Below are 26,865 nucleotides of genomic sequence, written 5' to 3' on the forward strand. Positions count from 1 at the left end.
GGGAATCAGCCGTGTGTCCGCGACTAGCGCTGGAGGTGAGCCAGCACGTCGTCGGTGTCGGCGGGGACGGGTTCCGGATCCTGGCCCGCCGCGGCGGCCGCGTCGGGGTCTTTCAGCAGGTGGCCGGTCGTCAGACAGGCGACGCGCTCGTCGGCGTCGACGACGCCCTCGGCGCGCAGTTTCCGCAGGCCCGCGAGCGAGGCGGCGGAGGCGGGTTCGACGCCGATGCCCTCGCCCGCGAGGTCGCGCTGGGCGGCCGTGATCTCCTCGTCGGTGACCGAGACCGCCGTCCCGCCGGTCTCGCGGATGCCGGGCAGCGCCTTCGGTGCGTTGACGGGGTTGCCGATGCGGATGGCCGTCGCACGGGTCTCGACCTCGTCCCAGCGTCTGACCTCGTCGGCGTCGTTCTCGATCGCTTCGACCATCGGCGCAGCGCCCTCGGCCTGGACACCCGTCAGTTTCGGGACGTCCTCCGGCGTTAGCTCCCCGGAGGCGACGAGTTCGCGAAACGCCTTGAACAGCGCCGCGGTGTTGCCCGCGTTGCCGACGGGGAGGACGATCCGATCCGGCACCGCGTCGTAATCGGCGAGGAACGCCTCGAGAATCTCGAGTCCGATCGTCTTCTGGCCCTCGAGTCGGAACGGGTTCAGCGAGTTCAGCAGGTAGGCCTCCCCCCGGCCGGCGAGGTCCTGGACGATGTCGAGACAGGCGTCGAAGTTGCCGTCGACCTCGAGGATGCGTGCGCCGTGGAGGCTGGCCTGGGCGACCTTGCCCGCGGCGACCTTCCCTGCCGGCAGGAGCACGAGCGTCTCCATGTCCGCGCGGGTGCCGTAGGCGGCGAGCGCGGCACTCGTGTTGCCCGTCGAGGCACAGGCCAGGCGGCCGACGCCGAGTTCCCGTGCGACGGCGACGCCGACGGTCATGCCGCGGTCTTTGAACGAGCCAGTCGGGTTCATCCCCTCGTGTTTGATCCGTAGCGCCTCGACACCGACGCTCTCCTCGAGTCGCGGGACGCGATACAGCGGCGTTGCACCTTCCTGGATCGTCACGCCCGTCTCGAGCGGCAGCGCCGCGTTGTACCGCCAGACGCCGGAACCCGAGAAGTCGTCGAACGTCGGGAGGTCGTCGTAGCGCACCTCGAGTAACCCGTCACACTCGTCGCAGGTGTAGCGGATGTCGTCGAAGGGCGCGAAGGTTTCACCGCACTCGATACACTCGAGCCAGGTGCCGTCGACCGCCTCGGCGGGCGGCTCCTGGCTCTCGGTGGAGAGGCTGAGACTCATTAGGTGGCGAGAAGCGCGCGGAACGGAAAAGTGCGTAGGTTTGTGCTACGGGTCGCGCTCGCCGTCGAAGTCGTCGATGACCCCGTGGACCGTCGCCGTCCAGGCATCGAGGGCGTCGTGGAGCAGTGCCTTCGCCTCCGTGAGCGAGAGGGCGGTGTACTGGTAGACGTAGCCACCGCCCTCGAGCAGTCGCCGGTCGCGCTCGATGAGTCCCCGGTCACACAGCGTCGACAGCGAGCGATTGACCGTACTCCGGTCGCGCTCGAGCGCAGTCGCTAGCTCGCCGACCGTACTCCCGGGCCGGTCGAGCAGGACGAGGTAGGCGCGCGTCTCGTGGTCTTCGATGCCGAAGACGCAACTCATCACCTTCACGAACGGTGGATCGGCCTGTTCGATCAGTTCGTCGAGACGGTGTCCCGGGTCGGTCGCCATTGGCACACGTACGCTCGCGAGAACAAAAGGAGACCGCAGACAGACGCGGCGGTGGGTGCGTCGCTCGTCGCGAACACACTACCCGTAGCCCATCTCACGAATACAGGTTCGCATCTCGCTCTCACGCTCGTGTCGGTGGAGTCGCGTCGGCGTATCACAGTAGTACCGCTCCCCGTCGTAGCGCAGCGTCACCTCGTGGTCCTCCTCGAGCACCGTCGTCGTGATCACGACCCACCGACCCTCGTGCATCGCCTCGAGAATCGCGTCGGCGTCGAGTTCACCGGCCCGGATCCGAAGTGGCGGCGACATCGGTCGAGCATAGTCGGCCGGGGGGCAAAAGTGCGGCCCTCGGTATCGCGGTCGTGCACCGCCGACGCCAGACCGAGATACGGCTACACGAACACCCGACGCAGTCTCTCGTATGGCATCCGAAACCGTGACACGATCGGACGCACCGACCGAGACCGGACTCGAACCCTGGCAGGCAGGAGCCGTCGGCGGCATCGCTGGCGCGGTCGTCTTCGGCGCGATGATGGCCGCGATGGTCCCCGACATGCTGGCGGCGATGATCCCCGCGATGTACGGACTCGAGGGGACGGTCGCCGGGTGGGGCGTCCACCTCTTCCACGGCGCGGTCCTCGGTCTCGTCTTCGGCGTCGCCCTCACCGCCGCAGGCCGCCAGCGCACCGACCTCGCGACGGGCGTGGGCGCGGGCGTCGCCTACGGGGTCCTCCTCTGGGCGATTCTCGCCGTCGTCGTCATGCCCGTCTGGCTGGGTATGGCCGAGATGGTCCCCAACCTCGACACCACGAGCCTCGTCGGCCACGTCGTCTACGGGGCGACCCTCGGCGTCGTATACGCGACGCTCGAGTGAGTCAGCCAGTGGGTGTGAACCGGACACACCCATCGAACGCATCGTTCAACAGCATTCCCCCGTCTCTCGTACGTTCACGCCAGGTAGAAGAGGACCAGAAGCGCCGGTCCACCTACCAGCATCAACGTCGCGAGTATCAGTCGCAGCGGCATGTGCATGTGAACGGAGGCGGTCAAACCTTATTATAATGTTGATACTAAATCCATTGAATGAGTGATTTGATAGGTAAATCGTTAGTTAACGGCCCAGTAATGTAATGATCGATAATGAGCAGTGGCACTTATTGATGCCAATAATAATGGAGTTTTCAGGAGCGCGGTCCGGTCGAAGCGTCTCAATCACTTACTTGTAGAGAAGCCAATATCTATACCACTGAACGACGGACGTTCACGATGAAGTATCCGTACGCGATCAAAAGAATCGGGTTCCTGCTCGCGTTGTTCATCGGGATCGTTCTCGCCGTACCGCCATCCAACGTGGTGTTGTTTCTGTCCAGGTTCGTACTCTTCGCCGTTGTCGGCATCGTCGTGCTCAGATACGACGAAGATCGGATCATCTACTCCGTGATCGTTGGCGTTCCCCTCTACGTACTCTATCTGAGCGTGTGAGTCGAAAAAACCGCGGTCTCCCGTCTGAGCCGAGCGCTCAGGCCGAGTCGACCAGCGTCGCCAGCAGCGCCTTCTGTGCGTGGAGGCGGTTCTCGGCCTGGTCGAAGACGATCGAACGCTCGCTCTCGATGACGGCGTCGGTGATCTCCTCGCCACGGTGGGCGGGCAGACAGTGCATGACGACCGCGTCGTCGGCCGCCTCGAGCAGTTCCTCGTTGACCTGAAAGCCCTCGAAGCGACGCAGGCGGGTGTCGCGTTCGTCCTCCTGGCCCATGCTGACCCAGACGTCGGTGTAGACGACGTTCGCGCCCGCGACGCCCTGCTGTGGGTCGGTCGTCAGCGTCGGCTCGCCGCCGAGGTCACGGGCGCGCTCGAGGATGCGCTCGTCGATGGTGTGTTCGGCCGGGGTGACGACCGTACAGTCGACGCCGGTGAGCGCACAGCCGAGGAGGAACGACTGGGCGACGTTGTTGCCGTCGCCGATCCAGGTCGCCGAGACGTCCTCGAGCCCGTCGAAGTGCTCGCGGATCGTCTGGAGGTCGGCGAGCGTCTGACACGGGTGGGCGTCGTCGGTCAGCCCGTTGACGATGGGGACATCGGCGTACTCGGCGAGCACCTCGACGTTCTCGTGTCTGAACACGCGCGCCATCACGCAGTCGACGTACCGGGAGAGCGTCCGTGCGGTGTCTTTGAGCGGCTCGCCCCGGCCGAGCTGGATGTCGTCGGCACCGAGGAAGATGGCGTGGCCGCCGAGTTGCGTCATGCCCGTCTCGAAGGAGACGCGCGTGCGCGTGCTGGGTTTCTGAAAGAGCATGCCGAGCGTCTGGCCGTCCAGGTCCTCGTGGGACTCGCCGGTCTCCTGGGCGCGTTTGTACTCGTCGGCCAGGTCCAGCACGGCGACCAGTTCCGCCGAGGAGAGGTCGTCGACGTCCAGGAGGTGTCTGGGCTCGCTCACGCCGACTCACCCGTCTCCGCGGCCTTTTCGACGAGCGTCGAGGCGACGCGCTCTAAGACCGCGACCGACTGGTCGTACTCCGAGAGCGAGAGGCGCTCGTCGGGGGCGTGATCGAGGTCCGAATCGCCGGGTCCGTAGGTGACCATCGGACAGTCCCACGCGCCGGCGTAGATGTTCATGTCGCTCGTTCCGGTCTTACGCAGCAGACGCGGGTCGCCGCCCTCGGCGCGGATCGCGACGCGAAACGCCCGCGCAACCTCGGTTCGCGGACTCTCCATCACCGGCGGAATCGGCTCGTTCCAGGAGACCGTCCCGACCTCGAGGTGGGTCTCTGCGGTCTCGCGGACGGACTCGGCGTCGAGACTCGGCGGGATCCGAAGCTGTGCCTCGAGCGTCGCCTCGACGGAGAGACCGTCGTCGCTGCTGCCGCCGTCGATGCCGACCGGCTTGGTCGTCACCTGCTCGAAGATGGGTTCGTAGTGGTCGGTCTCGAAGGCGTCTTCGACCGCAGACCACCAGCGGATCGCGTGCTGGATGGCGTTCGAGTCCGGCCGCGAGGTGTGGCCCGACTCGCTGGTCGCGACGTAGGTTCCGGAGAGGAACCCGCGGTAGCCGAGCGTGATGCCGGTCGCCCCGCTGGGTTCGCCGTTGATCACGGCACCCGGCTGGTCACGGTCGGTGACGAGGTGGCGCGCACCGCGGGAACTCGTCTCCTCGCCGACGACGCCGACGAAGGAGACACCCGTGTTGACCGCCGCGGCGGCCATCGCCGCCAGCGGACCGGTGGCGTCGACGCTCCCGCGACCCCACAGCACCTCGTCGTCGTCGGTCGCTTCGACCTCGACGGGAATCTCGCCGGGGACGGTGTCGACGTGCGAGGTCAGGAGGACGGCGTCGTCGGCCGGTGCACGGACGTTGCCGACCTCGTCGACGCTTACCTCCCGGCCGTGGCGCTCGAAGAACTCGACGAGCGCCTCGACGGCCTCCGCCTCCTCACCGGAAGGCGACGGAATCGAGACGAGGTCGACGAGTAACTCGCGTGCCTCTGCAGTCGATACGTGGGGGTTCGTGGTTGCGTTCATGCTCATTGTGCGTCTGTCGTCGGCGCGATCACCGCAGCCATCGCCTCGACGAGTCCATCGGCTTCCGCCTCGTCGATCACGAGCGGCGGGAGCAGGCGCAAGACGGTCCGGCCCGCAGGCAGCGCCAGCACCTGCTGCTCGAGCGCCAAGTCGCGAGCGACACGGTTCGCGCCGCGTTTCAACTCGACGCCGAGGAGCAGTCCCTCACCGCGGATCTCGCGGATCTCGTCGCCGACGGCCGACTCGAGTTCGGCGGTGAGATAGTCACCCATCTCGGCGGCGTGGGCGGGCCACTCCTCCTCGACCAGCGTCGAGATGGTCGCGTGTGCGGCGGCGGTCACGACGGGACCGCCGCTGAACGTCGCGTTGTGCGAGGCCGCCCCGTCTGCGATCCAGTCACGGACGACGATCCCGCCGATCGGCAGGCCGTTGCCGAGACCTTTCGCCGTCGTCAGGATGTCGGGTGTGACGCCGACGCCCTGGCAGGCCCACATCTGGCCCGTCCGGCCCATACCGGTCTGGACCTCGTCGAAGACGAGCGCCGCACCGGCGTCTGTGGTACACTCGCGGGCGGTCTCGAGGTAGCCCTCGGGTGGAACGTTGATGCCGCCCTCGCCCTGGATGGGTTCGAGGATGACCGCCGCCGTCTCCTCGTCGACGGCCGACGCGAGCGCCTCGGCGTCGCCGTAGGGGACGAACTCGACGTCGCCCGCCAGCGGTTCGAACGGTTTCTTGTACTTGTCTTTCCAGGTTGCCGCGAGCGACCCCATCGTCCGGCCGTGGAACGAGCGGGTCGCGGCGACGATCTTCGAGTTGCCGGTGGCGGAGCGAGCGAACTTCAGGGCGGCCTCGTTGGCCTCGGTCCCCGAGTTACAGAACCACGCCTGGGTGAGGTCGTCGGGCGCGCTCGCGACCAGCGCCGCGTAGGCGTTCTCACGCGAGCGAACCGGATAGGAGGAGTCGACGAACGTCAGCTTCCCGGCCTGTTCCTGGACCGCCTCGACGACCGCGGGGTGGCTGTGGCCGAGCGGCGTACACGCGTAACTCGCGCCGGCGTCGACGTACTCGGTGCCGTCGCGCGCGTAGAGGTACACCCCCTCGCCACGCTCGATCGGGATCGGTTTCGTGCCGGAGACGAAATCGAGGTCGCTCATCGAGCAGCCTCCGTCTCCGTCCCGTCGGCGAGCGCAGTGGGTTCGATGGTCGTTCCGTCACCCGCGAGCGCACCCGAGATCGGGTCCTCGGCGTTCGCGTCGGCGACGACGACCGAGGCAGCCCCGCCCTCGAGTGCCTCCCGGGCGGCCATCACTTTCTTCGTCATGAAGCCCTCGGCGGCCGACGTGACGGTCTCGAACTCGGCCGGAGTGGCCGCCGCGTCGATCCGCGTCGACTCGTCGTCGGGATCCTCGTAGACGCCGGAGACGTCGGTGAGGAGGACGAGGTCGGCCTCGAGCGCGCCCGCGACGGCGGCGGCCGCGCGGTCTGCGTCGGCGTTGACGGCCGTGTAGCCGCCGTCACGATCCTTCCCGAGCATCGGGACGGAGACGACGGGCACGTAGCCGCCGGCGAGCAGCGTCTCGAGGAGGTCGGCGTTGACCGATTCGATCTTCCCGGAGTGGTCGCCGCGTTTGATCTTCTTCTTGCCGTCCTCGAGGACGCGTACGGCGGACTTGCGCTTGCCCGCGAGCAGTTTGCCGTCGGTGCCGGTCAGCCCGACCGCGTTCACCTCGAGATTCTGGAGCGCTTCGACGAGGTCGGTGTTGAGCTTCCCCGGCATGACCATCTTGAACACGTCGATGGTCCGCTCGTCGGTGAATCGGCCGACGACGCCGCCGGGCGTCTCGACGTAGGTGGGTTCCTCGCCGAGTTCCTCGAGCGTCTCGTCGACGGCGGTCGAACCGCCGTGAGTGAGGACGACGTCCTCGCCCTCGGCGACGAGTTGCGCAACGTCCGCGAGCGCACCCTTCGGATCGACGGCGCGGGCGCCACCGATCTTGACGACCACTGTCACGCGAGCCACCTCCGGTGGCGAGTGTGACTAGACGAGTCGCAGCCTGCACAGCAACGCGAGCAGGAACGTCTTGGCGTAGTCATGGTGCCCCCACGGGGTGGAGACCGAGGAACTCGAGTCCGGCGGTCTCCTCGAGACCGAGTGCGATGTTCGCGGCGTGAATCGCCTGGCCGGCCGATCCCTTCATCATGTTGTCGATCGCCGAGAAGACGACGATGCGCTTGTTCGAGGGATCGAGTTCGAAGCCGACCTCGGCGACGTTGGTGCCCGCGACGGCTTTCGGCTCGGGGTAGCGGTAGATGCCCCCACCGCCGGCGGCCATGCGGACGAACGGTTCGTCCTCGTACTCGCCGCGATACGCCTTCCAGAGGTCGCCCTTCGAGACCGGTCCCGAGGGGAAGACGTGGGCGGTCGCGCTGGCCCCGCGGATCATGTCCACCGCGTGGACGGTGAACGCCACCGAGGTGCCGAGGAACTGTTCGATCTCGGCCTCGTGGCGGTGGCCCGTCGGCGCGTAGGGGCGGACGACCGCCGAGCGCTCGGGGTGGCTCGAGGCCTCGCCGCCGCCGGCACCCCCTTCGGAGGAGCCGACTTTCACGTCGACGACGATCTGTTCGCCGCCCTCGAGAACCCCGTGTTCGAACAGCGGGTAGAGTCCCAGAATCGTCGCGGTGGCGTTACAGCCGCCACCGGCGATCAGCTCCGCACCCGGGAGGTTCTCGCGGTTGATCTCGGGGAGGGCGTACTGAGCCTTCTCGAGGTACTCGGGCGCGCTGTGGCCCTCGTACCACTCCTCGTACTGTTCTTCGGTGTTCAGCCGGAAGTCGGCCGAGAGGTCGACGACGGTGTCACCGATCTCGAGGAACTCGTCGATCTGGCCCATCGAGACGCCGTGGGGCGTCGCCGTAAACAGGACATCGACGCTCTCTAGGTCGTCGGGTTCGCTGAAGCGCAGTTCGGTGCCGCGCAGCGGCGGGTGGACGGAGCCGACGCTCTTGCCGGCGTACGAACGACTGGTCGCCTGTGCGATCTCGAAGTTCGGGTGGCCCGCGAGCAAGCGCAGGAGTTCGCCGCCGGTGAAGCCGCTACCGCCGACGACGGACGCGGTCAGCGTATCGGCACACATCAGGCGCTCACCTCGAGTTCGCCCGCTTCCTCGGCTTTCGCCTCGAGCCAGTCGACGACGGTACCGGCGACGTCGAGGTCGACGGCGGCGTCGAGCGCCTTGAACTCGACGGTGTGGTTGACCTCGTGGACGGTGTAATCGTCACCAGCTTCCATCAGGTCCACGCCCAGCAGGCCGCCGCCGACGGCGTCGCTCGAGAGCTGCACGAGTTCGCGCGCGCGGTCGTCGAGTTCGAACGGCTCGGTCTCTGCGCCCTTCGCGGCGTTGGTGAGCCAGTGCTCGGAGGAGCGCGCCATCGAGGCGACCGGTTCGCCGTCGACGGCGAGCACGCGGATGTCTCGACCCGGTTTCTCGACGAACTCCTGGATGTAGAACACCTTGTGTTCGTAGTGGCCCAGCGTGGCTTTGTGCTCTAAGATCGCCTCAGCGGCGTCTCGAGAGTCGATCTTCGCCATCAGGCGGCCCCAGGAGCCGATCACCGGCTTCAACACGCAGGGGTACCCGAAGGTCTCGATCGACTCGAGAGCGGCCTCGGTGGTGAACGCGACGTCCGTGTTCGGTGTCGGGACGCCCGCGGCCTCGAGCGCTAGGCTGTTCTTGACTTTGTCCGAGCAGATCTCGGCCGTCTCGTTGCCGTTGACGACCGGGACGCCGTAGGCCTCGCAGAACTTCGTCGCGTAGAGGCTGCGGCTGGTCGCGAGACAGCGGTCGATCACGATGTCCAGGTCCGTGAAGGCGTCCGGAGCCTCGGCCAGGTTGAACCGCTGTTTGCGGACGTCGATCTTCTCGACGTCGTGGCCGCGCTCGCGAAGCTCCGTCAACAGAAGCTTCTCGTCCTTACGAATCCGGGAGTAGAGTAATCCGACGTTCATGTGTTTCTAGATGTCCTCGTGGGCCAGTGAACCGGCCGTGGGTAGTGTGGATGTGGCTGTGCCGTTCGACACGATCACTCACCCCAGTCCTCTTCGAGCTCCGGGGCTCGCTCGAGGACTGGCGGCTCGGTGTCGACGACTTCCAGCTCGGCTCCGCAGGTCGTACAGTCTACGATCTCTCCAACTTCCAGATCGTCGTGCAAGGTCACCTCGGCCCCGCACTCGACGCATTCGGTCATTGTACCTCCCACTCGGAGACCATCGCCCTTAAACCCTTCGAACTTATCACGAAAATTATGTTATCCAGACTCCCGTCTCTTCGGCCGAGAGTGCTACCGCGTGCCAGATGGGTGCGTCCGTATCATCAGGTAGGTAGTTTGTCCCCGGGCGGGGACGGCGGCGGTCGCCGGGCCCACCGACGCGGTGAGAGCACCCGAAGGTGAGGGTCACACATACGCGGACACCTCCGCCTCGAGCGTCTCGAGCGCCGCCGCCAGCGCGTCACGGCGCTCGGCGACCCTCCCGGAGTCCGTCTCGAGCGTCGTCTCCGCACGCTCGAGCGCCGCCTCGACGGCGGTGGGCGCTGGCCCGCCGAGTGAGTCGCGCGAGGCGACGCTCGCTGCGGGGTCGAGCGCCGCCTCGACGGCGGCGGGGTCGACGAAGGCGGCGAGCGAGTCGCCGAGCACGTCCTGGGCCGCCGACTCGAGGGCGTCGTAGTCTGCGCCCCTCTCTGCGGCCTCGGCGACGACCTCGTGGGCCGTCCGGAACGGCAGGCCGTTCGCCGCGAGCAGGTCGGCGACGCCGGTCGCCGTCGAGAAGCCCGCACCCGCCTCGGCGGCGAGGTCGTCGACGTTCCAGTCGGCCGTCGCGACCGCCCCCGCGGCGACCCGCGTCGCCTCCGAAACCGCGTCGACCGTCCGCCAGACGTGCGGGGTCGCCCGCTGGAGGTCGCGGTTGTACGCCCGTGGGAGTCCCTTGAGCGTCGTCGTCAGCCCCCCGACGCCGCCCGCGGCGTCGCCCGCGACCGCGCGAGCGAGTTCGAGCGTGTCCGGGTTCTTCTTCTGGGGCATGATCGACGAGGTCGACGAGTAGTCGTCGGCGAGGTCGAGAAAGCCGCGGTTCGCGAAGAGGATGACGTCCTCGGCGAGACCGGAGACCGTCGTCGCGAGCACCGAGAGCGCGCTCGTCGTCTCGAGCGCGAAGTCACGCGCGGAGGCGGCGTCCATCGAGTTCTCGAGGACGCCGTCGAAACCCAGCAGCGAGGCGGTGCGCTCGCGGTCGATATCGAAGGTCGTCCCGGCGAAGGCGGCCGCCCCGAGCGGCGAGCGGTTGACCCGGGCGTAGGTCTCGAGTAAGCGTTCCGTGTCGCGCCCGATGGCCGCCTCGTACGAGAGCGCCCAGTGAGCCACCGTCGTCGGCTGGGCAGGCTGGAGGTGGGTGTAGCCGGGCATCGTCGTCTCGAGGTTGGCGGCGGCGACCGCACACAGCGCCTCGCGTAGCGCGAGCGTCGCCTCGAGCGTCTCGAGGACGTCCTCGCGCAGTCGGTGGCGGATGCAGGTCGCGACCTCGTCGTTGCGCGAGCGGGCGGTGTGCATCTTCCCGCCGTCGGGACCGATGCGCTCGATGACGGCCGTCTCGATGGCCTCGTGGACGTCCTCGCCGCCGGGGAGACCGCCGTGGCCGTCGGCTTCGACCGACTCGAGCGCCGAGAGAATCGCTCCGGCGACCTCGGCGTCGACGATGTCCCGTTCCGCGAGCATCACCACGTGTGCGCGGTCGACCGCGAGGTCGGCCGCGAAGATGCGTTCGTCGGCGGCGAGCGAGGAGAGAAAGCCCCGGGCAGGGCCGCCGCTGAAGCGGTCGCGGCGGACCACGCTCTCGTCGGAGTCCTCTCCGGTCATCGTCTCAGTCGTCTCCGCCGTCGGTCGCGAGCGAGACGGTCTCGTCCTCGCGGTCGATCACGTTGTTGGCTAACCGGCGCTGGAACCCGTGGTACTTCGCGACGCCGGTGGCGTCCTCCTGGGTGATGTCGCCGACGGTCTCGGTATCGAAGGAGGCGTGAGCGGCCGAGTAGGCGGCGTACTCGCTGTCGCGAGCGACCGCGCGGGCCTGTCCGCCCTCGAAGCGGATCGTGACGGTGCCGGTGACGCGCGTCTGCGTCTCGGCGATGAAGCCCTCGAGTGCGCGCACGAGCGGCGCGTCGATCAGGCCCTCGTAGCCCTTCTTCGACCAGCGCTGGTCGATCAGCTGTTTGAACTCGCGTTCCTCCTGGGTGAGGACGAGTCCCTCGAGCGCCTCGTGGGCGTTGAGCAGCGTCGTCGCCGCGGGGTGTTCGTAGTTCTCGCGCACCTTCAGCCCGAGCATGCGGTCTTCCATCGAGTCGGTGCGGCCGACGCCGTACGAGCCGGCGAGTTCGTTCAAGTGCTCGATCAGGGCGACCGGCTCGAGTTCCTCGCCGTCGACCGAGACGGGGTAGCCGTCCTCGAAGCCGATGACGATCTCCTCGGTCTCGCCGGTCGGGTCCTGGGTCCACTCGTAGATGTCCGCCGGGGGAACGTAGTTCGGGTCCTCGAGTTCGTCGCCCTCGACCGAGCGACTCCAGAGGTTGGTGTCGATACTCCAGGCACCGTCGTTGCCGCCGTCGACGGGGAGGTCGCGCTCGGCGGCGTACTCGAGTTCCCACTCGCGGGTGAGACCGAGTTCGCGCACCGGCGCACAGACCTCGAGATCCGAGCTTCGCCAGACCGCTTCGAACCTGAGCTGGTCGTTTCCTTTGCCCGTACAGCCGTGTGCCAGCGCGTCACAGTCGTTCTCGAGGGCGACCTCGAGAATCGCGTTCGCGATGACCGGCCGGGCGAGTGCGGTACCGAGGGGATAGCCCTGGTAGGTCGCGTTCGCGCGAACGCCCTCGAGACAGAGCTGGGCGAATTCCGCTCGCGCGTCGACGACGTAGTGCTCGAGACCGAGCGCGTCGGCGGTTTCTTCGGCTTCGTCGAACTCCTCGGCCGGCTGGCCGACGTCGACGGTGACGCCGATGACGTCGTCGTATCCGTATTCTTCCTCGAGCAGCGGGACACAGACCGTGGTGTCGAGTCCGCCCGAGAACGCGAGTGCAACGCGTGTCATGTCGTACTCGAGTACTACCGAAGAACGGGCTTAAATTCATCGATATTAATCCTGTAAAATTGTGGCAGAGCCGCCGCTAACCGAAAAATCACCGAGTGTCGGCAGGTGGGGAAGACACGGAAACGGGGATGGAGATAAGAGTGGGCCTACCGGCCCGGCCGCGGTCGTCGTGGGACGCCGGTCGCGGTGCTCTCGAGCGCGCCAGCGGCGGATGACGGAGCGTCGACCATCTACTAGAACACACTGTCGAGAGGGGTATTAAAGGATTCTGGTTCAGTTCGGCCAGGGGACGGTGGGCGCCCCCTGCTGGCAGTTCACACACCCACCAGGGGCGCGACGGGCGACGTATAAGTAGTAGCTGGCGAGGACGGGAACCCTCAGTCGGTCGAGTCGGCCGGCCCGTCGAGGTCGTCGTCCGGCACCGTCAGGACGTTCTCGCGGCCGATGCGGAAGACGTCGATCTCGCCCGACTCGCGCAAGCCGCTGACGACCTGGCTCGTCTTCGCCTCGGTCCACTCGAGTTCGGCGACCACCTCCTGTTGTTTGACCCGACCACCGCGTTCCTCGAGCAGCCGGAGGACGTGCTCTTCGTTGCTCAGCAACTCGAGTGGCGGCCCGTTCGTCTCCGGTGTCGTGTCGGCCGCGGCCGCGGCGTCTTCGGAGCGGGGTTCGGGTGGCTGCGGCGACGGTCCCGGAGAGCCGTCTGCCCGTCTGTACCACCAGACGGCGACGGCGAGCCCAGCCAGCGCGAGCGCACCGAGACCCGCCAGCAGCGAGAGTGGTGGCGAACCGTCGTCGGTGTCTTCCTCCACTGGCTGCGGCGTGTTCCCGTCGCTGCCGGTCTGAATCAGATCGAGGCGTGGCTCGTCGTCGACGAACTCCTGGGTCTGCTCGCCGTACCAGATCACCGCCGTCTCCCGGCGGTCGTCCGGCGTGGGTTCGATCGCCGTATCCTCGAACCCCTCGGGCCAGGAGACGACGAGGTGCATCCGTTCGTCCATCACGAACCCCTCGAGTGCGTCGCCGACTTCGATCCGGTTCACCTCGACGTGGGCGAACGACGACCACGCGAACGTAAAGCGAACCTTGCCGTACTCCTGTGGCGAGACGCTCGCGTCGTCGGTCTCGACGGCGAACCGCGAGAGCGACATCTCCCGCTCGGTCGTCTCCTCGGCGGCGGCGAGCATCTCGAGGCGGTCCGCCTCGAACCACTCGACGTACGCCTCCGGACGGTCCTCGACGTCCTCGCGTAAGGGCTCCCAGTCGACGCTCTCGTTGCCGTCGTCGAGGCGATACCGGTACTCGACCTCCCAGTTCGCGGTGCCGTTACCGTGGAGGTCGATCTCGACGCCGATCTCGTCGTAGCCCGCCAGCGAGATGTCGTCCTCGTCCTGGGCGGTGCCGGCGCTCGAGTCGACGGCGTGCTCGAAGGCGGGGGCGACGAGAGCGGGTTCGGGCGTGTCGGACGCGGTCGCTGTCGCGCCGCCACCGACGACCAACACGAGCACCACGATCCAGCAACACAGCGCCCAGCCCACCCGAGGCTCCATTACCTCGTGATGGCGCGTGCGGCTAAATAGGTCTTTCCGACCGTCTCGAGGGGCGAGCGCGCCGACGATACGCTTTTCTGACCGTCGTTCGTCGCCGACCGTATGGATCGTAAACAGGTCGGAGCGAACACCGAGACCGGTGCCGACCGCGCCGAACTCGAGGTCGAGACGCTGCTGAAGGTCGTCCTCGCCCTCGTCGCCGTCTTGCTGGTGCTGCAGATCGTCGACACCCTCGCGGGCTGGCTCTCCGGCGGTCTCGAGTCGATGCTCCCGCCGCTTCTGGTGCTCGCAGTCGTCGTCCTGGTCCCGCTCTGGTTCCTGGTCATCCGACAGTGGACCGGCGGCCGCTAGCGCGGGTCCAGACCGTACCGCCGGCGAACACGCCACGAAACACTACACTCTTTTTACGGGCACCCCTACCGACCCGCGTGTACAGCGTCAACGTCCCCGTTCCGGGGCGCATTCGCGCACTCGCCATGGAACTCTACCCCGAGCTACGGGCGTTCGACACCGTCCGCGACGAGCACTCGTTCCTGCTCAAACGCCTCGGCGACGCCGACACCGACGACGCCACCGCACTCGGCCGACGCGTCCACCGCGCACTCGAGGGCGCACCCGCCGTCGAAGCCCAGGTCACCGGTCTCGCCGCCTTCGCCGACCCACCGCTGGGCAGCGCCCCCGTCGTCTACCTCGCCGTCGAGAGCCCCGGACTCGAGCGTATCCACGCCGACCTCGTCGAGACCTTCGGCGCCGTCGAGGGACTCGAGGGTCCCGACTACGTTCCCCACGTGACCCTCGCCCGCGGGGGCGACCCGGCCGACGCCGACCGGCTGCTCGAGCGCGAGATCGAGCCGATCCGGTGGACGGTGAGCGAACTCGAGTTCTTCGATGGCACCTACAAGCTGCCGGTGAGTCGGGTGTCGTTACCCGCGTGAGCGGACGGACGCAGTGGGGAGAACGGACGCGGTAGGGAGAGCGGACGATCGAGTGACTCATGTCTGCTTACGTCGTTATTTCAGCTATGAATACGAGTGAGACGAGCGCCGAGCACCGGGACGAGCGTGCAGCGCGCGCCGCAATGGGGCGCGTGCTCGCTACACTGCTCCTGGCGGGAGCAGCCGTCACCGCGATCCTGTTCGGTGTCGAGACGTCGACGGTCTCCCTGGCGGGCGTCGGCCTGTTCGTCGTCGTCGGGAGCGCCTACGTGCTCGCCGACTGGTTCCGTCGGTAGCGTCCGTGCTCGTCGGCCGGGACCGGCGTCGCGCCTGTCCGCAGACCGGGTCCGTTCACCCGGGCTACGGCCGCGGTGGCTCACCGTCGTAGACGCCGTGGTCGCTGTAGAAGTTGAGCATCGCGAACTTGAGCTTCTCGGGAGCGATATCGAGCAGCTCCTCGCGCTCGTCGTGCGGGAAGGTGGCGTTGACGCTGTACTTCCCGAGGTCGGACTTCGCCCGCCTCGAGTAGCGTCGGTCGAGGAGGACGCGGACGCCGACGTCCTCGGGTGAGCGGATCACCCGCCCGAGCGCCTGTCTGGTCTTCCTGACGGTCGGAATCTCGACGGCGTAGCGCCAGCCGGTCTCGGTGCCGTCGAAGGCCGCGTCGTAGGCCGCCTGGACGGCCTCCGCCCGGTCGTCGAGGTGCGGGTAGGGGACGCCGACGACCACCACCGTCCGGGCGTCGTCGCCGTCGAAGCTGACGCCCTCGGCGAGCGTCCCCCACATCGAGGTGAGCAGGACGCCGTCGTCGTCGGCGACGAAGCGCTGGCGGAGGTCCTCGGCGGCGACGCCCGGTTCGTCGAGGTAGACGGTCGCCGAGAGCGGGTCGCGCTCGAGGCGCTCGCGGTAGCGGGCGGCCTCGCCGTAGTTGGGGAAGAAGACGAGCGTGTTGCCGGGCGTAAAGCGGACGGCGTCACGGATGGCGTCGGTGACCTCGCGTTGGACCTCGTGGTCGTCTCGAGCGCTCGCGAACAGCGGCGGCGTCTCGACGGCGTAGGTGCGGCGGCGCTCGTCGGGAAACTGCAGGCCGTAAGCCATCGTGACGGGGTCTGTGAGACCGAGGACGTCCTCGGTGACGTCGAAGGGCTGGACCGTCGCGCTCATCAGCACCGTCGCGTAGACCTCCTCGAAGAGGCGGCCGGTGACCTGCCGGGGCAGACAGCTGTAGAGTTCGGCACGGCCGTAGACCTCGTCGGTTCCGGCGTCCCGGCGCACCGAGACCACGGGGTAGAGTCCCTGTTTCGCGCCCTCGTTCATCCAGGCGCTGACGAACGCCGCCGCCTGCAGGGTCTGACACTCCGTGCGCGTCTGGCTCTCTCCGTCGCGGTAGGCCTCCTCGTACTCCTCGTCGAGACGCTGGCCGAGTTGCATCGCCGACTCGAGGTCGCCGTCGATTCCCTGGCCCGAGTAGCCACCTAAGAACGCGAGCGTCAGGTCGTCACGGCGGTCTTCGTGGACGATGGGGACGTCGGTCCAGCTCTCGTCGACTCGTTCGCGGTCACCGAAGCCGAAGGCGTCCTCGTAGGTGTCGACCAGCGCCCGCCGGAACGCCGAGAGGACGTTCCTCGCGTCGGCCGCGCGTGGGTCGCTCGACTCCTCGAGTTCGTCGAGGGCGGCGTCGAACGTCCGCTCGGAACAGGTTCGCGTGGCGTGTTCGCGGGCGGCGTCCTCGACGTTGTGAGCTTCGTCGAAGACGGCGATGACGTCCTCGGGGTCGCGGCCGAGCCAGCGGAAGAACTGCTCGCGGATGGTCGAATCCAGGAGGTGGTGGTAGTTACAGACGACGAGGTCGACGCCCTCCATGCCGTCTTTCAGGAGTTCGTAGCCACACAGGTCCCGCTCGTCGGCGTACTCGTAGACCGCCTCCGGCGTGCGCACGTCGTCGAACAGCCAGGTGTAGAACGGCTCGGTGTCCTCACGGAGGTTGTTCCGATAGTTCGCACAGACGTTCTGGTCTGTGAGATCGTCGATGCGCTCCTCGAGCGAGCCGAGTTCCTCCATCACCGCACCGCGGGCTTCGGTCGCGCCGGCGTCGCCCTCCTGACTCTCCGCTAAGAGGTCGCGCTGGCGGCGCTCTAACTGGGCGCGGTCGCGTTCGGCGTCGACGAGCGCGCGGGTGTTGTCCCGGAGCGCCTGACACTCCTCGTAGCCGACGTCGATGTGGCACATCGAGGCCTTCCCCTTGAAGACGACGGCGCGGATCGGCTCGTTCCGGGTGATGGCGGTCGCCTCGGCGACGAACTGGCGCATCTGCTGGTGGACGTTCGTCGTGATGACGACGGTCTTGCCCTCCTCGCGAGCGACCTCGAGTGCGGGCACGAGCGCCGAGAGGGTCTTCCCGGTTCCACAGGCCCCTTCGAAGAGGACGTCCTGGCCGCGGACGAGGGCGTTGTAGATCCGGTCCATCGCGTCGCGCTGGTTCGCGTACGGCCGTTCGTACGGGAAAAAGCGCAGGTAGCCAGCGGTCTCTGACACTGTGTGTGAGTGGTTCCTCATCGGATAAAAGGGTTCGTCCCCTCATCGCGGCGACGCCGCACTGGCGACCGCAGTTCGTGCAACCCGGTGACGAACGAAACGAACGTGTTTCCGGCCGTCGTAGCCCACCGCATGATCGCCGTCTTCTCGGACACCCACAGCGCGAGCGGCCACGAACTCGAGGGCGAGGCGCTGGCCGCCGCCCGCGAGGCCGAGGTCGTGATCCACGCGGGGGACTTCAACAGCCAGGCCGCACTCGCGGCCTGGAAGGAGGTGTGTCCCCGCCTCGTCGCCGTCTACGGCAACACCGACCCGACGGGCGTCCGTGAGGCGCTCGCCGAGTACCGCCTGCTCGAGCACGACGGCGTGCGCTTCGCCGTGGTCCACCGCCGCCAGGGCGGCGAGACCGGGCTGGCACTGTTCGGGCGCGCTCACGGTGCGGACGTGGTGGTGTCGGGCCACACCCACCGGCCGGCCGTCGTCGAGACCGACGACGTGCTCCTGCTCAACCCCGGGAGCCACGCCCAGCCACGGGGCAACAGACCGGGGTTCGCGACGCTCGAGCGGACGGAAACCGGTATCGACGGCCGGCTGTCGGAGCCGGACGGGACGGTGATCGAGACGTTCACGTGGGCACTCGAGTAGGAGAACGAAACGCCAGCGGGAAGATCTGAGACGGCGGCCGCCGTCGTTCAGGGTCGGGCGGGCCGCCGTGGCTGTCGGCGGGCCCCGACACGAGGTGGGTCCGAGTCGGGACCCGGTGGAGGGCACTGCAGGCCGGGACCGTGGTGGTGATCGTGGATGATTGGCGTGCGTCACGTCGCGCGTATCCGGGTGGATGTGTGGGCCCCAGACGACGGGCGGACGCAGGTATCCGTAGGCAGGGAGATATCTTGAGCCCACGGTAAGGTGAAACGCCGATTGTAGCTACCGGACACGAGCGAGACCACGGTAGATTCGGCCCCGAGGCGGTGAAACGTACCGGCTCGAGGTCGAAACGGCTTTGGGGCGGCCCCGTGTACGCCGACGGTATGCGAGAACTCATTCCGAGTGACCCGGTCGTCATCGCGATCGTGTTGATCTTGCTCTCGCTCATCTTCTTCCTCTATCTCATGCTCCGCCGGACGGTACTCGAGTTCCGCGACGGCATGAAGGGGAAGTGACGGGCGCGGAGGCGCGGGCGTGCGGGGCGACGGTGAGCGGCGGCTACTACTCCGAGTCGACGACGCCCGTAGCCGCCTCGCTCGAGCGCGCGGTCTCGAGTGAGACGGGGACACGCCCGCTCTCGTCGGCGAAGACGTGCTGGACGTGTGGGTAAGCGAGGTCGACGTTCCGGCCGTCGATTTCGCGGAGGAAGCGCTCGAGGACGGCCGAGCGGACGGCCAGCGGACGGTACGGGTTCTCGAGCCAGAAGCGCAGGTCGAGGACGATCCCGTCGTCACCGGTCGCGCCCACGAACGCCACCGGTTCGGCCGGGTAGCGCTGGCTACCGAGGCGAATGCCCGGCCCGCCCGACACCACGCCCTCGCTCTCGCGGGCGCTACGCTCGAGCGCCTCGCGGGCGGCGTCGAGGTCGCCCTCGTAGGTGACAGAGACCTCGAGCGAGCAGCGCTCGCGCAGGTCGTCGGCCGAGCGGTTGGTCACGTCGCGCTCGCGCATCGACTCGTTGGGGACGAGCAGCGAGGCGTTCTCGAGGGTGACGAGTTTCGTATAGCGGAGGGTAACGTCCGCGACGTAGCCGCGGTCGCGCTCGCCGTGTCGGTCGACGAGTTCGACCATGTCGCCGACCTCGTAGGGGCGGTTCAGCAGGACGAAGAAACCCGCGACGTAGCTCCGGGCAGCGGGGGCGAGGATCGCCCCGACGACGACCGAGAGGACCGTCACCGAGAGGAGGACGTTTCGCGGACGGACCCCGAGGAGACCAGCGATCGGGGCGAGCGCGAAGACGACGACGGTCACGCGGGCGACCAGCAAGACGGCGTTGGTGACACTCGGGCGGAGAACGCGCTCCTGGAGGTGTGGCCGGAGTCTGTCGGCGACGAGTTTCGAGCCGAGCCACGCGAGGACGACGAGCGCGATGGCGACGAGCCAGGGACTCTCGAGAACGGCGACCAGACGGTCGGTGAGGGTGGAGACGCCGGTCTCGAGGGCGACCAGTCGTTCAGCAGGGAGGCGAAGTGACTCGAAGGAACGTCGCATGCCCCCAGGTTCTCGAGTCGGACCGAAAAGCGCGGGCGTGGCAGTCGCCGGGCGGGTTGGTGTGTCCGAAAACGGTATCCGGGTGTCGCGGGAAGGTGAGCCATGGATCCACGTATTCGCGAGCACGCCCAGATCATCGCGGACCACTCGGTCGACTTACAGCCGGGGGACAACGTCGTCGTCGACGCCCACCCGGTCGCCGAGGACCTCGTCGTCGCCCTCCACGAGGTGATCGGCGACGTCGGCGCGAACCCGCTGACGACGAGCCAGCGCACCGGGACGCGCAACCTCCGGGCGTACCTGCGTGCCGCCGCGGGCGACGACCCCGAAAACGCCGAGTTCGAGACGCCCGCACACGAACTCGCGCTGATCGAGGAGACGGACGTCTACATCGCGATTCGCGCGAGCGACAACGTCACCCAGACGAGCGACATTCCGCCGTCGGTCGACGCCGCCCACCGCCAGGCACACAGCCCCGTGCTCGAGGAGCGCCTCTCGACGCGCTGGTGTCTCACGCAGTTTCCCGCGCCCGCGAACGCCCAGCTCGCCGAGATGAGCACCGAAGCCTACGAGAACTTCGTCTGGGACGCCGTCAACAAAGACTGGGCCGATCAGCGCGCGCTGCAGGCGAACATGGTCGAGATTCTCGACCCCGCAGACGAGGTCCGCATCGTCAGCGGCGAGGGCACCGACGTGACGATGAGCGTCGCGGGCAACCCCACCCAGAACGACTACGGCGAGCACAACCTCCCCGGCGGCGAGGTCTTCACCGCTCCCGTCCCCGACTCCGTCGAGGGCACCGTCCTCTTCGACATGCCGCTCTACCACCAGGGCCGAGAGATTACGGAGGTCTCCCTCGAGTTCGACGGTGGCGAGGTCGTCGCCCACTCGGCGGCGAAGAACGAAGAACTGTTGACGGAAGTGCTCGAGACCGACGACGGTGCGCGACGGCTGGGCGAACTCGGCATCGGCATGAACCGCGACATCGACCGGTTCACCTACAATATGCTCTTCGACGAGAAGATGGGCGACACCGTCCACATGGCGATCGGCCGCGCCTACGACGATACGGTCGGCGAGGGCAACGAACAGAACGAGTCGGCCGTCCACGTCGACATGATCGTCGACATGAGCGAGGACTCCCGGATCGAAGTGGATGGTGAGGTGGTGCAGGAGGATGGGCGGTTTGTGTTTGAATAACGTGATTTGAGCGAACGAAGTGAGCGAAAATCACGGACAGACGAGCGGGGAGGCACGACCCGCGAGTAACGTGGTTTGAGCGCCTTTGGCGCGAGAACCACGGACAGACGAACGGGGAGCGGTAGCGACCCGTGAGTAACGCGGCTCGAGCACCTCTGACTCGAGCGCCACGAGTGACGAACGCAGTGAGCGAGAACCGCGAAAAGACGAGCGGCCAACGGAGCGATCGGGGAGCCCGATCCGACGCGAACCCACACCGCAGGCGAACGACAGCACGGGCCAGCACCGGAGCAACGACTCGAGATTCGTATCAGTAACACGAGTGGACAATACCCAACGGAATAGCTCTCGTCTAGCTGACGTCACCGGCAGGTGAGGGACCGGCGAGCCAGCCAACAGGCGGGGCGTGAACCGGTCTCGAGACGGGAGCGACGGGCCACTCGAGTGACACCGCACCGGAGGCGAACGGGCGCTGGTTCGTTTCGGAACGGCCGCTCGCGCTCGACGGCGGGCTGCGACGAGGGCGGCGCTGACGGGTGTCTGAGAGACAGAGAGAGGAAAAAACCCGCTCGAGCGAGTGCGCTACGAGCGGTGGTGTCGAAAGGGTGTACGCGTCGGCCGTGGGGTCAGTGATCGGTGGTGATGATGATCGACGGAAGGCCCCCGCCCCACGAGTGCCGCCGTCCGCGGCTGCCGACGAATTTCACTTGGTACTGGTAGAATATTAATCTTTCCATGTAGAAATAAACGATTGTGGAGGGGTCGAGATGAGTGTGAACGTGGCGAACGAGGACGGACCGGTGCGCGGTGACTCGAGCGCTCACCGCGTCTGGGCGCGGTCGCGACTCGCCCGCGTCCACCTCGAGATGGCGGCGGTGACGACGCCGATGATGGCGAGCGAGGCCGCGACGCCGGGGAGGAGCGGAATCGACTGGAGTCCACCGGCGGCTGGCACCGCCTCGGCCGCCTCGTCGCCGACGAGTACTGCGCCTTTCATCCCCATCGGAATGTGCGGAGTACAGCCATAGCGCGAGACGCCCGCCTCCTCGAAGGTGTGCTCGAATGTGAACCCCGCGTCGACGACGAGGTCGCTCTCGTACGCGCCGTCTTCGTCGACGACGTCGTGCGTGCCGCCGTCGCCGGTCCACTCCCAGACGACGGTCGTTCCCGGGTCGACGGCGACGACCGGCGGGTCGTAGGTGAACCCGTCGTCCGCGCCGACGGTGACCGACACCTCGGACTCGCCGCGCGCGTCCGCGACCGCCTCGTAGTTCGGCACGTCCGCCAGCCAGGAGTCGAGGTCGTCGGCGCTGGCCGTCCCCGTCGCGAGCGGGGTGGCGAGGGCGATGGTGCTCGCGGTGAGGAACGCCCGGCGGGTCACGGAGGTGTCAGCGGGGTTCTCGGAGGTGTCTGCAGTGTCCATACGCGAGCAGACGGGCGAACGGTGCATCTACCTCGAGCGTCGTTCCCAGGCGGTGGGAACGGGAGGCTCGAATTGCGTGTCAGGAGCGGTGGCTCGAGTACGCGAGTGAGACGACACCACCGTGGTGGGTGTGACGAAGCGCCACGGTGGAGTCGGGTTGGAAGCCGAGCGCCAGCGACCCGTGCTCGAGTCGGTCGGATCGCCCGAGCCGTTCGTGCTCCGTCGGTGACGCTCGAGTCGAACCTATGGGGCTAGATCACATATAGGTTATTCTGGACCTTATAGACAATTTCGAGTACGAAAGGGGACATTGGGAACAAAGAGGGGCTGTGCGCGCGAACCAGCATGCATGCGAGAATCGGGGACGTGGATGACGATCTGGGACGATCGAATTCTGGAGTATCTGAGCGAGCACGGCGGGGCCGCAGTCGGCGAACTCTCGAGCAGCGAGAGCATCCGGGTCTCGAACACGCACGTCTCGCGGCGGTGTCGCAAACTCGCCGAGCACGACCTGGTGCAGGCGATCGGCAACGGCGCGTACGTCATCACCGAGCAGGGCGAGGCGTATCTGAACGAGGAGTACGACGCCGAACACGGCGCGTTTATCGACGGACTCGAGTCCTGAGGAATGCGGCCGAGCCAGCGCTGACCGTCGGCGGGGGAAACGGTCGAAACCACCATACCGGAGCGGTCAGCGCAACTTCTGAACATCTGAAAGATACATTCAACCCATCCACTGTCGAAACTTAGGCAGTGGCCCAACCGAAGAAACGTTTCTCACGGAGACGTTTTAAAGTGGTCTCGGTCCGCGAAAATCTCTGGCGAGAGCTCCCATTTGGTTCTCTTCCAGAGCGGTTCGATCGCGTTGAGCGTGGGCGAATGCGGCGGAATGAAGACGAACTTGATGCCGAACTCGTCGGCCCGTTTATGGGTGAGTTTTGCGTGGTGAGGGCCATAGTTGTCGGCCACGAGCAGATCCGCCCGACCGGATTCTGCTCGCGGATTTCTTCGAGTGCCTCGACGATTGTCTCCATGACCAGCCGCTCTTTGAACGGATCACGCTCTGGACAGTCAGCGCGTAGAAGCCGATCAACCGCCATGAGAAGGTGACCGACGGCTTTTCTATCTGGACCGACTGATTGAACGACCACATCCGCTGGGAATTCTCAAACGGCTGTGGCCACGCTTCATTGAAAGAACCGAAGACGAGAGGATCATCACCTCCTTACTCCGGAGTCGTCCTCGTCAAGCGTGTAGTTAAGGCGCTCGGCGAGGACCCTTCTGCATCGACGGGGCGACGTGGATCCATCGGCCGTGGTTTCGCGTAGTTCATCCTAACTGGGATTCGGTAATGCCCACCAAAACAGTCAAATGAATTGGGTGGGATGGTTAGCATCAATGCTGGATAAGGACTTAAATCGATTAGCAGGAGAGGTTGCTAGGGGCGACTGCGTTCTGTTTGCGGGTTCAGCTTTAACCATCAAAGACGGCGGCTTAATATGGGACCAATTAGTTTCCAGAACAAAAGAAGAGTTTACGTATGAAAGTCCTCTGACGGATAATTATAGAATCCTGAATGACATAGTTGAAGAAAATGGTGAGGACAAAGTTCATGAATATATTAAGACAGAATTAGAAGATCTCGAACTAACAGAGCCAGTCTCTTATCTCACAGAACTTCCTTGGTTTACCTGTTTCACAACTAATTACGATACAGCACTAGAGGATGGATTGAAGAAAAATCAACACACAAGGGTGCGGACAATTATCGAAACCGGGAAATTTGAATTGTCTAGTTCGCCAACCCACCTCCTTTGTGTGAAATTAATGGGGAGCATTACACGTGAGCCGCATGAAAAAGGTTCAATGGTTCTGACGAGAGGGGATAGAGAATCAGCCAAAGATGAGCGATCTAGAATGTTTGATATTCTCGGGTCAAATGCAGCACACAAGTCTTTCCTATTTGTTGGCTATTCCTTTTCTGATGGTGTTTTTGAAGGAATGTTAGAACAAATCAAATCCAAGACGGGTGCCCCAAAAGGGAAGTTCTATGCATTATTTAAATCTGACCTGACCGAAACACAAGAATATCACTTGGAAAAGATGGGTGTAACACCCATCATTGGGGACATCTCTGAGTTCTCACGGGAACTTAAAGAACGGGTAAGCGAACGAAATACCAGCGACTACCGAACTAAATCAGTTCCAATTGGTAACGAGGTTGTTAGAGTTGCAAATGAAGATATTGGCGAGTTTCTTGACGTCTACGACCCTGTACTAAACGTAGATTATCGGAATGAGGTGACACCAAGAGAGTTCTACCGTGGTAACTCTGAAAGCCTTGACCCGTTTAAAAAAGAATGGCATTATTGTCGGAATATTGAGAGAAGTATATTTGGGAAGATTGTCGATGATAATGTCTCGTCAATCAACGTTTATGGCCAGCCGGGGTCAGGCCGCTCATTCCTTATTTCTTCATTGGTCGAACGGTTAATCAGAGAAAGGAAATCACTTGCCATTAATATCCCTTCGCACACTTGGTCATCTGTTCCATATCCCACTGAGCTTGAGGGGTTCATTAGCAGGATCGAGCAGAGAGCTGAAGAAATTGGAGTTGAAGGGCCTCAATCAATAGTATTATTCAGCAAAGGTGCTGTCGATAATAATGACCTGACTCAATTTGAAAAACTAGTTGACGAAATTGACCATCGAATGATTTTGCTAACAGAGTCAGTAGAGCCAATTAACGAAGAGGACGTCATATGCCAGCATGAGAGTATATCGATTAATGGAGAGATTCCACGAGAAGAACGAGACGATTTCGTACAGTACCTAGTTGACATTACAAATGAGCACAACTTACTTGGTGTCGATAAGAAAACTGCAGAACAATATATTGAGATCGACCCCGAATTTCTGCCGGTTATGTACCGTTCAATTTTCCAGACTAAAAAATCAATACAAGCAATAATTACGGATGAGTATTCGGAGTTAAATAAAGGAAAACAACAAGAGCTAGTCAACCTTTGTGCAGTTACCACTAGCTTAAATATTCACGTTCCTGTGACTGTGTGTAGACGGTATTTAGAAGAAGTTTCTAATGAAGATATTGATTGGGAGGAAGTATTTCGGATTAGAGAAGACTGTCAAAATTTAGTATCTGAAGCACTCGATTCGAGAGAAACACCAATTTTTGGAATCTATCACAATCTCGTGGCAGATATTTTGTGTAATCGACTGGGTCCATATAAGTCAAATGAGGTCCTGATGAACTTGGCTGAGTCAGTAGATTTGAAATCGGGTGTAGAATCAGAATTTGTTAGTAAATTCTTGATTCGGAAGGGTGTCCACTCTGATACAGAAGCCCAACTTCCGTTCTCTTTCGAAGGACTTGAAGCAGCACTTGAGCGATTAGCTGAGCGTCAACCAGCCCGACCTGTTCTTCACCACTTAGCAATTCTCAAGCAAAATACCGGAAGCCCAGAAGAAGAATTTATTCCAATACTTGAAAGAGCGTTAGAAGATGAGGCTGAGAAGTATAAAAGTAATGAACGGGTAGAAAATATCATGGTGACGCTTGCGGACTTGAAGTGGCGTTCAATTACAGAGAATCCCGAACGAAAAATGCCAGACTATGAAAGTGAAGAGGTCCAAGATATAATGGATAATCTTGTAGCTGCAAGGCGTGTTAGATATAATCCCAATTCCTACCACGTTCAAGCCAAAATATTCCGAGGCTTGGCTGAAAATGAGTCTGGAGAGAAGGAATTTTGGCTATTAAACCAAGGGTTAGAACTCCTTGATGAAGGGCTTGCACGGTTTTATAAGCCTAAAGATAGACAAACAATTCATCGTTTGAAAGTGAAAATATTGAAGGAAATAGACAGGGAAGAAGCTGAAGAGCATGCCAAAGAAGTCTTTCAAAGAGAAAATTCGGGAGAGGGTTACTACACGTTAGCGAGAATTGATTTGTTTGGAAACCAAAATAACACCCGAGCACTTGCTAACTTGGGTAATGCGATGGATGCAGAAAACTATCCTGCAGGTGCTGTAGACCTTCGTATAAAAATTTTGCTGGAAGATAGATATGCCCATTATGAAAAAATGCTAAGGTTCGTCCGTGAGTTGGACCGCTGTCAGAACTTTGAGTACACGTGGGAGCAACTCTTTCGAAAAGCCGTTGTATTGGCAATAAATGGCAAATATACTGAAGCCAAGGAAACGTTCTTCAAAGCAAACCAAGAATCACCAAGATGGAAAAACCCGACCCGTTATAAATGGATCGAAGATGGAGAAGATAAGATATTTAGAGGAGAAATTAAAGATATGAGCGGTTCAGAGGGATTTATAGAGGATCATAATGTTGACAACTGGGAAGAGAATATTTACTTCGAACCGCACGACCAAGATGAATTTTCCGAGATGAAAAGTGGGCTTGATGTCGAATTTGAAGTTACTTTCTCTCTCAAGGGTCCACAAGCAGTCAATGTGACTTTGGTGTGACCAAATTTGTTTTTCTCGAACCACACGGTGGCTCTACTACTCGCGCTCTATCCGTCTTTAGCTAAGCGGAGAACCACGTGACAGCGGCGGCTTATCGAGGCATCTTTTCGAGAGGAATGAGGAGGCAACGACTGTGTCCAACAGCGCCTCC

General features: G+C 64.0%; 27 protein-coding genes. 10 read left to right on the top strand and 17 right to left on the bottom strand.

The genetic code is table 11. The annotated features are described in order from the left end of the window. Nucleotides 1–23: 23 nt before the first annotated feature. The 3 genes from thrC to N0B15_RS00570 all read right to left on the bottom strand — a co-directional run bounded on the left by thrC (nucleotide 24) and on the right by N0B15_RS00570 (nucleotide 2,024). Nucleotides 24–1,283 (bottom strand): threonine synthase, encoded by a 1,260-nt coding sequence (gene thrC, locus N0B15_RS00560; protein ID WP_263005015.1) that lies wholly within the window; start codon nucleotides 1,281–1,283, stop codon nucleotides 24–26. A 45-nt stretch (nucleotides 1,284–1,328) separates the two neighbouring features. Further along, entirely contained in the window at nucleotides 1,329–1,715 is a 387-nt protein-coding gene (locus N0B15_RS00565) for a helix-turn-helix domain-containing protein (protein WP_263005016.1), read from the bottom strand. A 78-nt stretch (nucleotides 1,716–1,793) separates the two neighbouring features. Further along, a complete protein-coding gene (locus N0B15_RS00570; RefSeq protein ID WP_263005017.1) occupies nucleotides 1,794–2,024 on the bottom strand; it encodes a DUF8001 family protein in 231 nt (76 codons plus the stop codon). Between the two features lie 112 nt (nucleotides 2,025–2,136). Between N0B15_RS00570 and N0B15_RS00575 the strand changes: the two genes are divergently transcribed. Both N0B15_RS00575 and N0B15_RS00580 read left to right on the top strand, forming a co-directional pair. After that, a complete protein-coding gene (locus N0B15_RS00575; protein WP_263005018.1) occupies nucleotides 2,137–2,589 on the top strand; it encodes a DUF6789 family protein in 453 nt (150 codons plus the stop codon). Between the two features lie 392 nt (nucleotides 2,590–2,981). Then, entirely contained in the window at nucleotides 2,982–3,197 is a 216-nt protein-coding gene (locus N0B15_RS00580) for a hypothetical protein (protein WP_263005019.1), read from the top strand. Between the two features lie 37 nt (nucleotides 3,198–3,234). Here N0B15_RS00580 and argF read toward each other — a convergent pair whose 3' ends face one another. From argF to N0B15_RS00630, 10 genes are all read right to left on the bottom strand, one after another. Continuing rightward, the gene (argF, locus tag N0B15_RS00585) at nucleotides 3,235–4,152 is read right to left on the bottom strand and encodes an ornithine carbamoyltransferase (RefSeq protein WP_263005020.1); all 918 of its coding nucleotides are present in this window, start codon (nucleotides 4,150–4,152) and stop codon (nucleotides 3,235–3,237) included. Beyond that, entirely contained in the window at nucleotides 4,149–5,240 is a 1,092-nt protein-coding gene (locus N0B15_RS00590; protein ID WP_263005021.1) for a [LysW]-lysine hydrolase, read from the bottom strand. Before N0B15_RS00590 ends, argF begins: the two co-directional genes overlap by 4 nt. After that, on the bottom strand, nucleotides 5,237–6,388 hold the full coding sequence (locus N0B15_RS00595; protein ID WP_263005022.1) for an aspartate aminotransferase family protein: 1,152 nt from the start codon (nucleotides 6,386–6,388) through the stop codon (nucleotides 5,237–5,239). The genes N0B15_RS00590 and N0B15_RS00595 overlap by 4 nt, the downstream gene beginning before the upstream one ends. Beyond that, nucleotides 6,385–7,245 carry an acetylglutamate/acetylaminoadipate kinase gene (locus tag N0B15_RS00600; protein ID WP_263005024.1) on the bottom strand — a complete coding sequence of 287 codons (861 nt, stop codon included), beginning with the start codon at nucleotides 7,243–7,245 and terminating at the stop codon, nucleotides 6,385–6,387. The genes N0B15_RS00595 and N0B15_RS00600 overlap by 4 nt, the downstream gene beginning before the upstream one ends. Before the next feature lie 79 nt (nucleotides 7,246–7,324). Further along, nucleotides 7,325–8,371, bottom strand: coding sequence for an N-acetyl-gamma-glutamyl-phosphate reductase (gene argC, locus N0B15_RS00605; protein WP_263005026.1), 1,047 nt, complete (start codon nucleotides 8,369–8,371; stop codon nucleotides 7,325–7,327). Then, nucleotides 8,371–9,243, bottom strand: coding sequence for a lysine biosynthesis protein LysX (lysX, locus tag N0B15_RS00610; protein WP_263005028.1), 873 nt, complete (start codon nucleotides 9,241–9,243; stop codon nucleotides 8,371–8,373). Before lysX ends, argC begins: the two co-directional genes overlap by 1 nt. A 74-nt stretch (nucleotides 9,244–9,317) precedes the next feature. Further along, nucleotides 9,318–9,482 carry a lysine biosynthesis protein LysW gene (gene lysW, locus N0B15_RS00615; RefSeq protein ID WP_263005029.1) on the bottom strand — a complete coding sequence of 55 codons (165 nt, stop codon included), beginning with the start codon at nucleotides 9,480–9,482 and terminating at the stop codon, nucleotides 9,318–9,320. 207 nt (nucleotides 9,483–9,689) lie between these two features. Then, nucleotides 9,690–11,144 (bottom strand): argininosuccinate lyase, encoded by a 1,455-nt coding sequence (gene argH / locus N0B15_RS00620; RefSeq protein WP_263005031.1) that lies wholly within the window; start codon nucleotides 11,142–11,144, stop codon nucleotides 9,690–9,692. Nucleotides 11,145–11,148: 4 nt separating this feature from the next. Then, the gene (locus tag N0B15_RS00625) at nucleotides 11,149–12,369 is read right to left on the bottom strand and encodes an argininosuccinate synthase (protein ID WP_263005032.1); all 1,221 of its coding nucleotides are present in this window, start codon (nucleotides 12,367–12,369) and stop codon (nucleotides 11,149–11,151) included. Between the two features lie 377 nt (nucleotides 12,370–12,746). Continuing rightward, nucleotides 12,747–13,919, bottom strand: coding sequence for a helix-turn-helix transcriptional regulator (locus N0B15_RS00630; RefSeq protein WP_263005034.1), 1,173 nt, complete (start codon nucleotides 13,917–13,919; stop codon nucleotides 12,747–12,749). A 102-nt stretch (nucleotides 13,920–14,021) separates the two neighbouring features. Between N0B15_RS00630 and N0B15_RS00635 the strand changes: the two genes are divergently transcribed. From N0B15_RS00635 to N0B15_RS00645, 3 genes are all read left to right on the top strand, one after another. Further along, on the top strand, nucleotides 14,022–14,270 hold the full coding sequence (locus N0B15_RS00635) for a DUF7554 family protein (RefSeq protein WP_263005036.1): 249 nt from the start codon (nucleotides 14,022–14,024) through the stop codon (nucleotides 14,268–14,270). A 77-nt stretch (nucleotides 14,271–14,347) separates the two neighbouring features. Further along, on the top strand, nucleotides 14,348–14,854 hold the full coding sequence (locus N0B15_RS00640) for a 2'-5' RNA ligase family protein (protein WP_263005037.1): 507 nt from the start codon (nucleotides 14,348–14,350) through the stop codon (nucleotides 14,852–14,854). Nucleotides 14,855–14,940: 86 nt separating this feature from the next. After that, entirely contained in the window at nucleotides 14,941–15,150 is a 210-nt protein-coding gene (locus N0B15_RS00645; protein WP_263005039.1) for a hypothetical protein, read from the top strand. Between the two features lie 64 nt (nucleotides 15,151–15,214). On the opposite strand, the gene N0B15_RS00650 is transcribed toward N0B15_RS00645, so the two are convergent. After that, entirely contained in the window at nucleotides 15,215–17,389 is a 2,175-nt protein-coding gene (locus tag N0B15_RS00650; RefSeq protein ID WP_263005040.1) for an ATP-dependent DNA helicase, read from the bottom strand. A 132-nt stretch (nucleotides 17,390–17,521) separates the two neighbouring features. On the opposite strand from N0B15_RS00650, the gene N0B15_RS00655 reads away from it, so the two are divergent. After that, a complete protein-coding gene (locus tag N0B15_RS00655) occupies nucleotides 17,522–18,034 on the top strand; it encodes a metallophosphoesterase (RefSeq protein WP_263005054.1) in 513 nt (170 codons plus the stop codon). Nucleotides 18,035–18,420: 386 nt separating this feature from the next. Further along, the gene (locus N0B15_RS00660) at nucleotides 18,421–18,552 is read left to right on the top strand and encodes a DUF7859 family protein (RefSeq protein WP_263005042.1); all 132 of its coding nucleotides are present in this window, start codon (nucleotides 18,421–18,423) and stop codon (nucleotides 18,550–18,552) included. Between the two features lie 46 nt (nucleotides 18,553–18,598). Here N0B15_RS00660 and N0B15_RS00665 read toward each other — a convergent pair whose 3' ends face one another. Continuing rightward, nucleotides 18,599–19,588, bottom strand: coding sequence for a mechanosensitive ion channel family protein (locus N0B15_RS00665; protein WP_263005044.1), 990 nt, complete (start codon nucleotides 19,586–19,588; stop codon nucleotides 18,599–18,601). 102 nt (nucleotides 19,589–19,690) lie between these two features. Between N0B15_RS00665 and N0B15_RS00670 the strand changes: the two genes are divergently transcribed. Beyond that, nucleotides 19,691–20,788, top strand: coding sequence for an aminopeptidase (locus N0B15_RS00670; protein ID WP_263005046.1), 1,098 nt, complete (start codon nucleotides 19,691–19,693; stop codon nucleotides 20,786–20,788). Nucleotides 20,789–21,608: 820 nt separating this feature from the next. On the opposite strand, the gene N0B15_RS00675 is transcribed toward N0B15_RS00670, so the two are convergent. After that, nucleotides 21,609–22,211 carry a halocyanin domain-containing protein gene (locus N0B15_RS00675; RefSeq protein ID WP_263005048.1) on the bottom strand — a complete coding sequence of 201 codons (603 nt, stop codon included), beginning with the start codon at nucleotides 22,209–22,211 and terminating at the stop codon, nucleotides 21,609–21,611. 349 nt (nucleotides 22,212–22,560) lie between these two features. Between N0B15_RS00675 and N0B15_RS00680 the strand changes: the two genes are divergently transcribed. Beyond that, nucleotides 22,561–22,836, top strand: a complete 276-nt coding sequence (locus N0B15_RS00680; RefSeq protein WP_263005050.1) for a helix-turn-helix domain-containing protein — start codon at nucleotides 22,561–22,563, stop codon at nucleotides 22,834–22,836. A gap of 152 nt (nucleotides 22,837–22,988) precedes the next feature. On the opposite strand, the gene N0B15_RS18290 is transcribed toward N0B15_RS00680, so the two are convergent. Next, nucleotides 22,989–23,180 carry a transposase gene (locus tag N0B15_RS18290; protein ID WP_425494202.1) on the bottom strand — a complete coding sequence of 64 codons (192 nt, stop codon included), beginning with the start codon at nucleotides 23,178–23,180 and terminating at the stop codon, nucleotides 22,989–22,991. 429 nt (nucleotides 23,181–23,609) lie between these two features. Here N0B15_RS18290 and N0B15_RS00685 point away from each other — a divergent pair, with 429 nt between their 5' ends. Then, nucleotides 23,610–26,714, top strand: coding sequence for an SIR2 family protein (locus N0B15_RS00685; protein WP_263005052.1), 3,105 nt, complete (start codon nucleotides 23,610–23,612; stop codon nucleotides 26,712–26,714). Nucleotides 26,715–26,865: the final 151 nt, after the last annotated feature.

Origin of the sequence: Natronobiforma cellulositropha (assembly GCF_025629245.1) — an archaeon.
Taxonomy (GTDB): domain Archaea; phylum Halobacteriota; class Halobacteria; order Halobacteriales; family Natrialbaceae; genus Natronobiforma; species Natronobiforma cellulositropha.

Bases quoted from the DNA above. Each gene is read 5' to 3' on its own strand.
- thrC (WP_263005015.1), bottom strand. From the start codon at position 1,283: ATGAGTCTCAGCCTCTCCACCGAGAGCCAGGAGCCGCCCGCCGAGGCG.
- N0B15_RS00565 (WP_263005016.1), bottom strand. From the start codon at position 1,715: ATGGCGACCGACCCGGGACACCGTCTCGACGAACTGATCGAACAGGCC.
- N0B15_RS00570 (WP_263005017.1), bottom strand. From the start codon at position 2,024: ATGTCGCCGCCACTTCGGATCCGGGCCGGTGAACTCGACGCCGACGCG.
- N0B15_RS00575 (WP_263005018.1), top strand. From the start codon at position 2,137: ATGGCATCCGAAACCGTGACACGATCGGACGCACCGACCGAGACCGGA.
- N0B15_RS00580 (WP_263005019.1), top strand. From the start codon at position 2,982: ATGAAGTATCCGTACGCGATCAAAAGAATCGGGTTCCTGCTCGCGTTG.
- N0B15_RS00590 (WP_263005021.1), bottom strand. From the start codon at position 5,240: ATGAGCATGAACGCAACCACGAACCCCCACGTATCGACTGCAGAGGCA.
- N0B15_RS00595 (WP_263005022.1), bottom strand. From the start codon at position 6,388: ATGAGCGACCTCGATTTCGTCTCCGGCACGAAACCGATCCCGATCGAG.
- argC (WP_263005026.1), bottom strand. From the start codon at position 8,371: ATGTGTGCCGATACGCTGACCGCGTCCGTCGTCGGCGGTAGCGGCTTC.
- lysX (WP_263005028.1), bottom strand. From the start codon at position 9,243: ATGAACGTCGGATTACTCTACTCCCGGATTCGTAAGGACGAGAAGCTT.
- lysW (WP_263005029.1), bottom strand. From the start codon at position 9,482: ATGACCGAATGCGTCGAGTGCGGGGCCGAGGTGACCTTGCACGACGAT.
- argH (WP_263005031.1), bottom strand. From the start codon at position 11,144: ATGACCGGAGAGGACTCCGACGAGAGCGTGGTCCGCCGCGACCGCTTC.
- N0B15_RS00625 (WP_263005032.1), bottom strand. From the start codon at position 12,369: ATGACACGCGTTGCACTCGCGTTCTCGGGCGGACTCGACACCACGGTC.
- N0B15_RS00630 (WP_263005034.1), bottom strand. From the start codon at position 13,919: ATGGAGCCTCGGGTGGGCTGGGCGCTGTGTTGCTGGATCGTGGTGCTC.
- N0B15_RS00635 (WP_263005036.1), top strand. From the start codon at position 14,022: ATGGATCGTAAACAGGTCGGAGCGAACACCGAGACCGGTGCCGACCGC.
- N0B15_RS00645 (WP_263005039.1), top strand. From the start codon at position 14,941: ATGAATACGAGTGAGACGAGCGCCGAGCACCGGGACGAGCGTGCAGCG.
- N0B15_RS00655 (WP_263005054.1), top strand. From the start codon at position 17,522: ATGATCGCCGTCTTCTCGGACACCCACAGCGCGAGCGGCCACGAACTC.
- N0B15_RS00660 (WP_263005042.1), top strand. From the start codon at position 18,421: ATGCGAGAACTCATTCCGAGTGACCCGGTCGTCATCGCGATCGTGTTG.
- N0B15_RS00665 (WP_263005044.1), bottom strand. From the start codon at position 19,588: ATGCGACGTTCCTTCGAGTCACTTCGCCTCCCTGCTGAACGACTGGTC.
- N0B15_RS00670 (WP_263005046.1), top strand. From the start codon at position 19,691: ATGGATCCACGTATTCGCGAGCACGCCCAGATCATCGCGGACCACTCG.
- N0B15_RS00675 (WP_263005048.1), bottom strand. From the start codon at position 22,211: ATGGACACTGCAGACACCTCCGAGAACCCCGCTGACACCTCCGTGACC.
- N0B15_RS00680 (WP_263005050.1), top strand. From the start codon at position 22,561: ATGCGAGAATCGGGGACGTGGATGACGATCTGGGACGATCGAATTCTG.
- N0B15_RS00685 (WP_263005052.1), top strand. From the start codon at position 23,610: ATGCTGGATAAGGACTTAAATCGATTAGCAGGAGAGGTTGCTAGGGGC.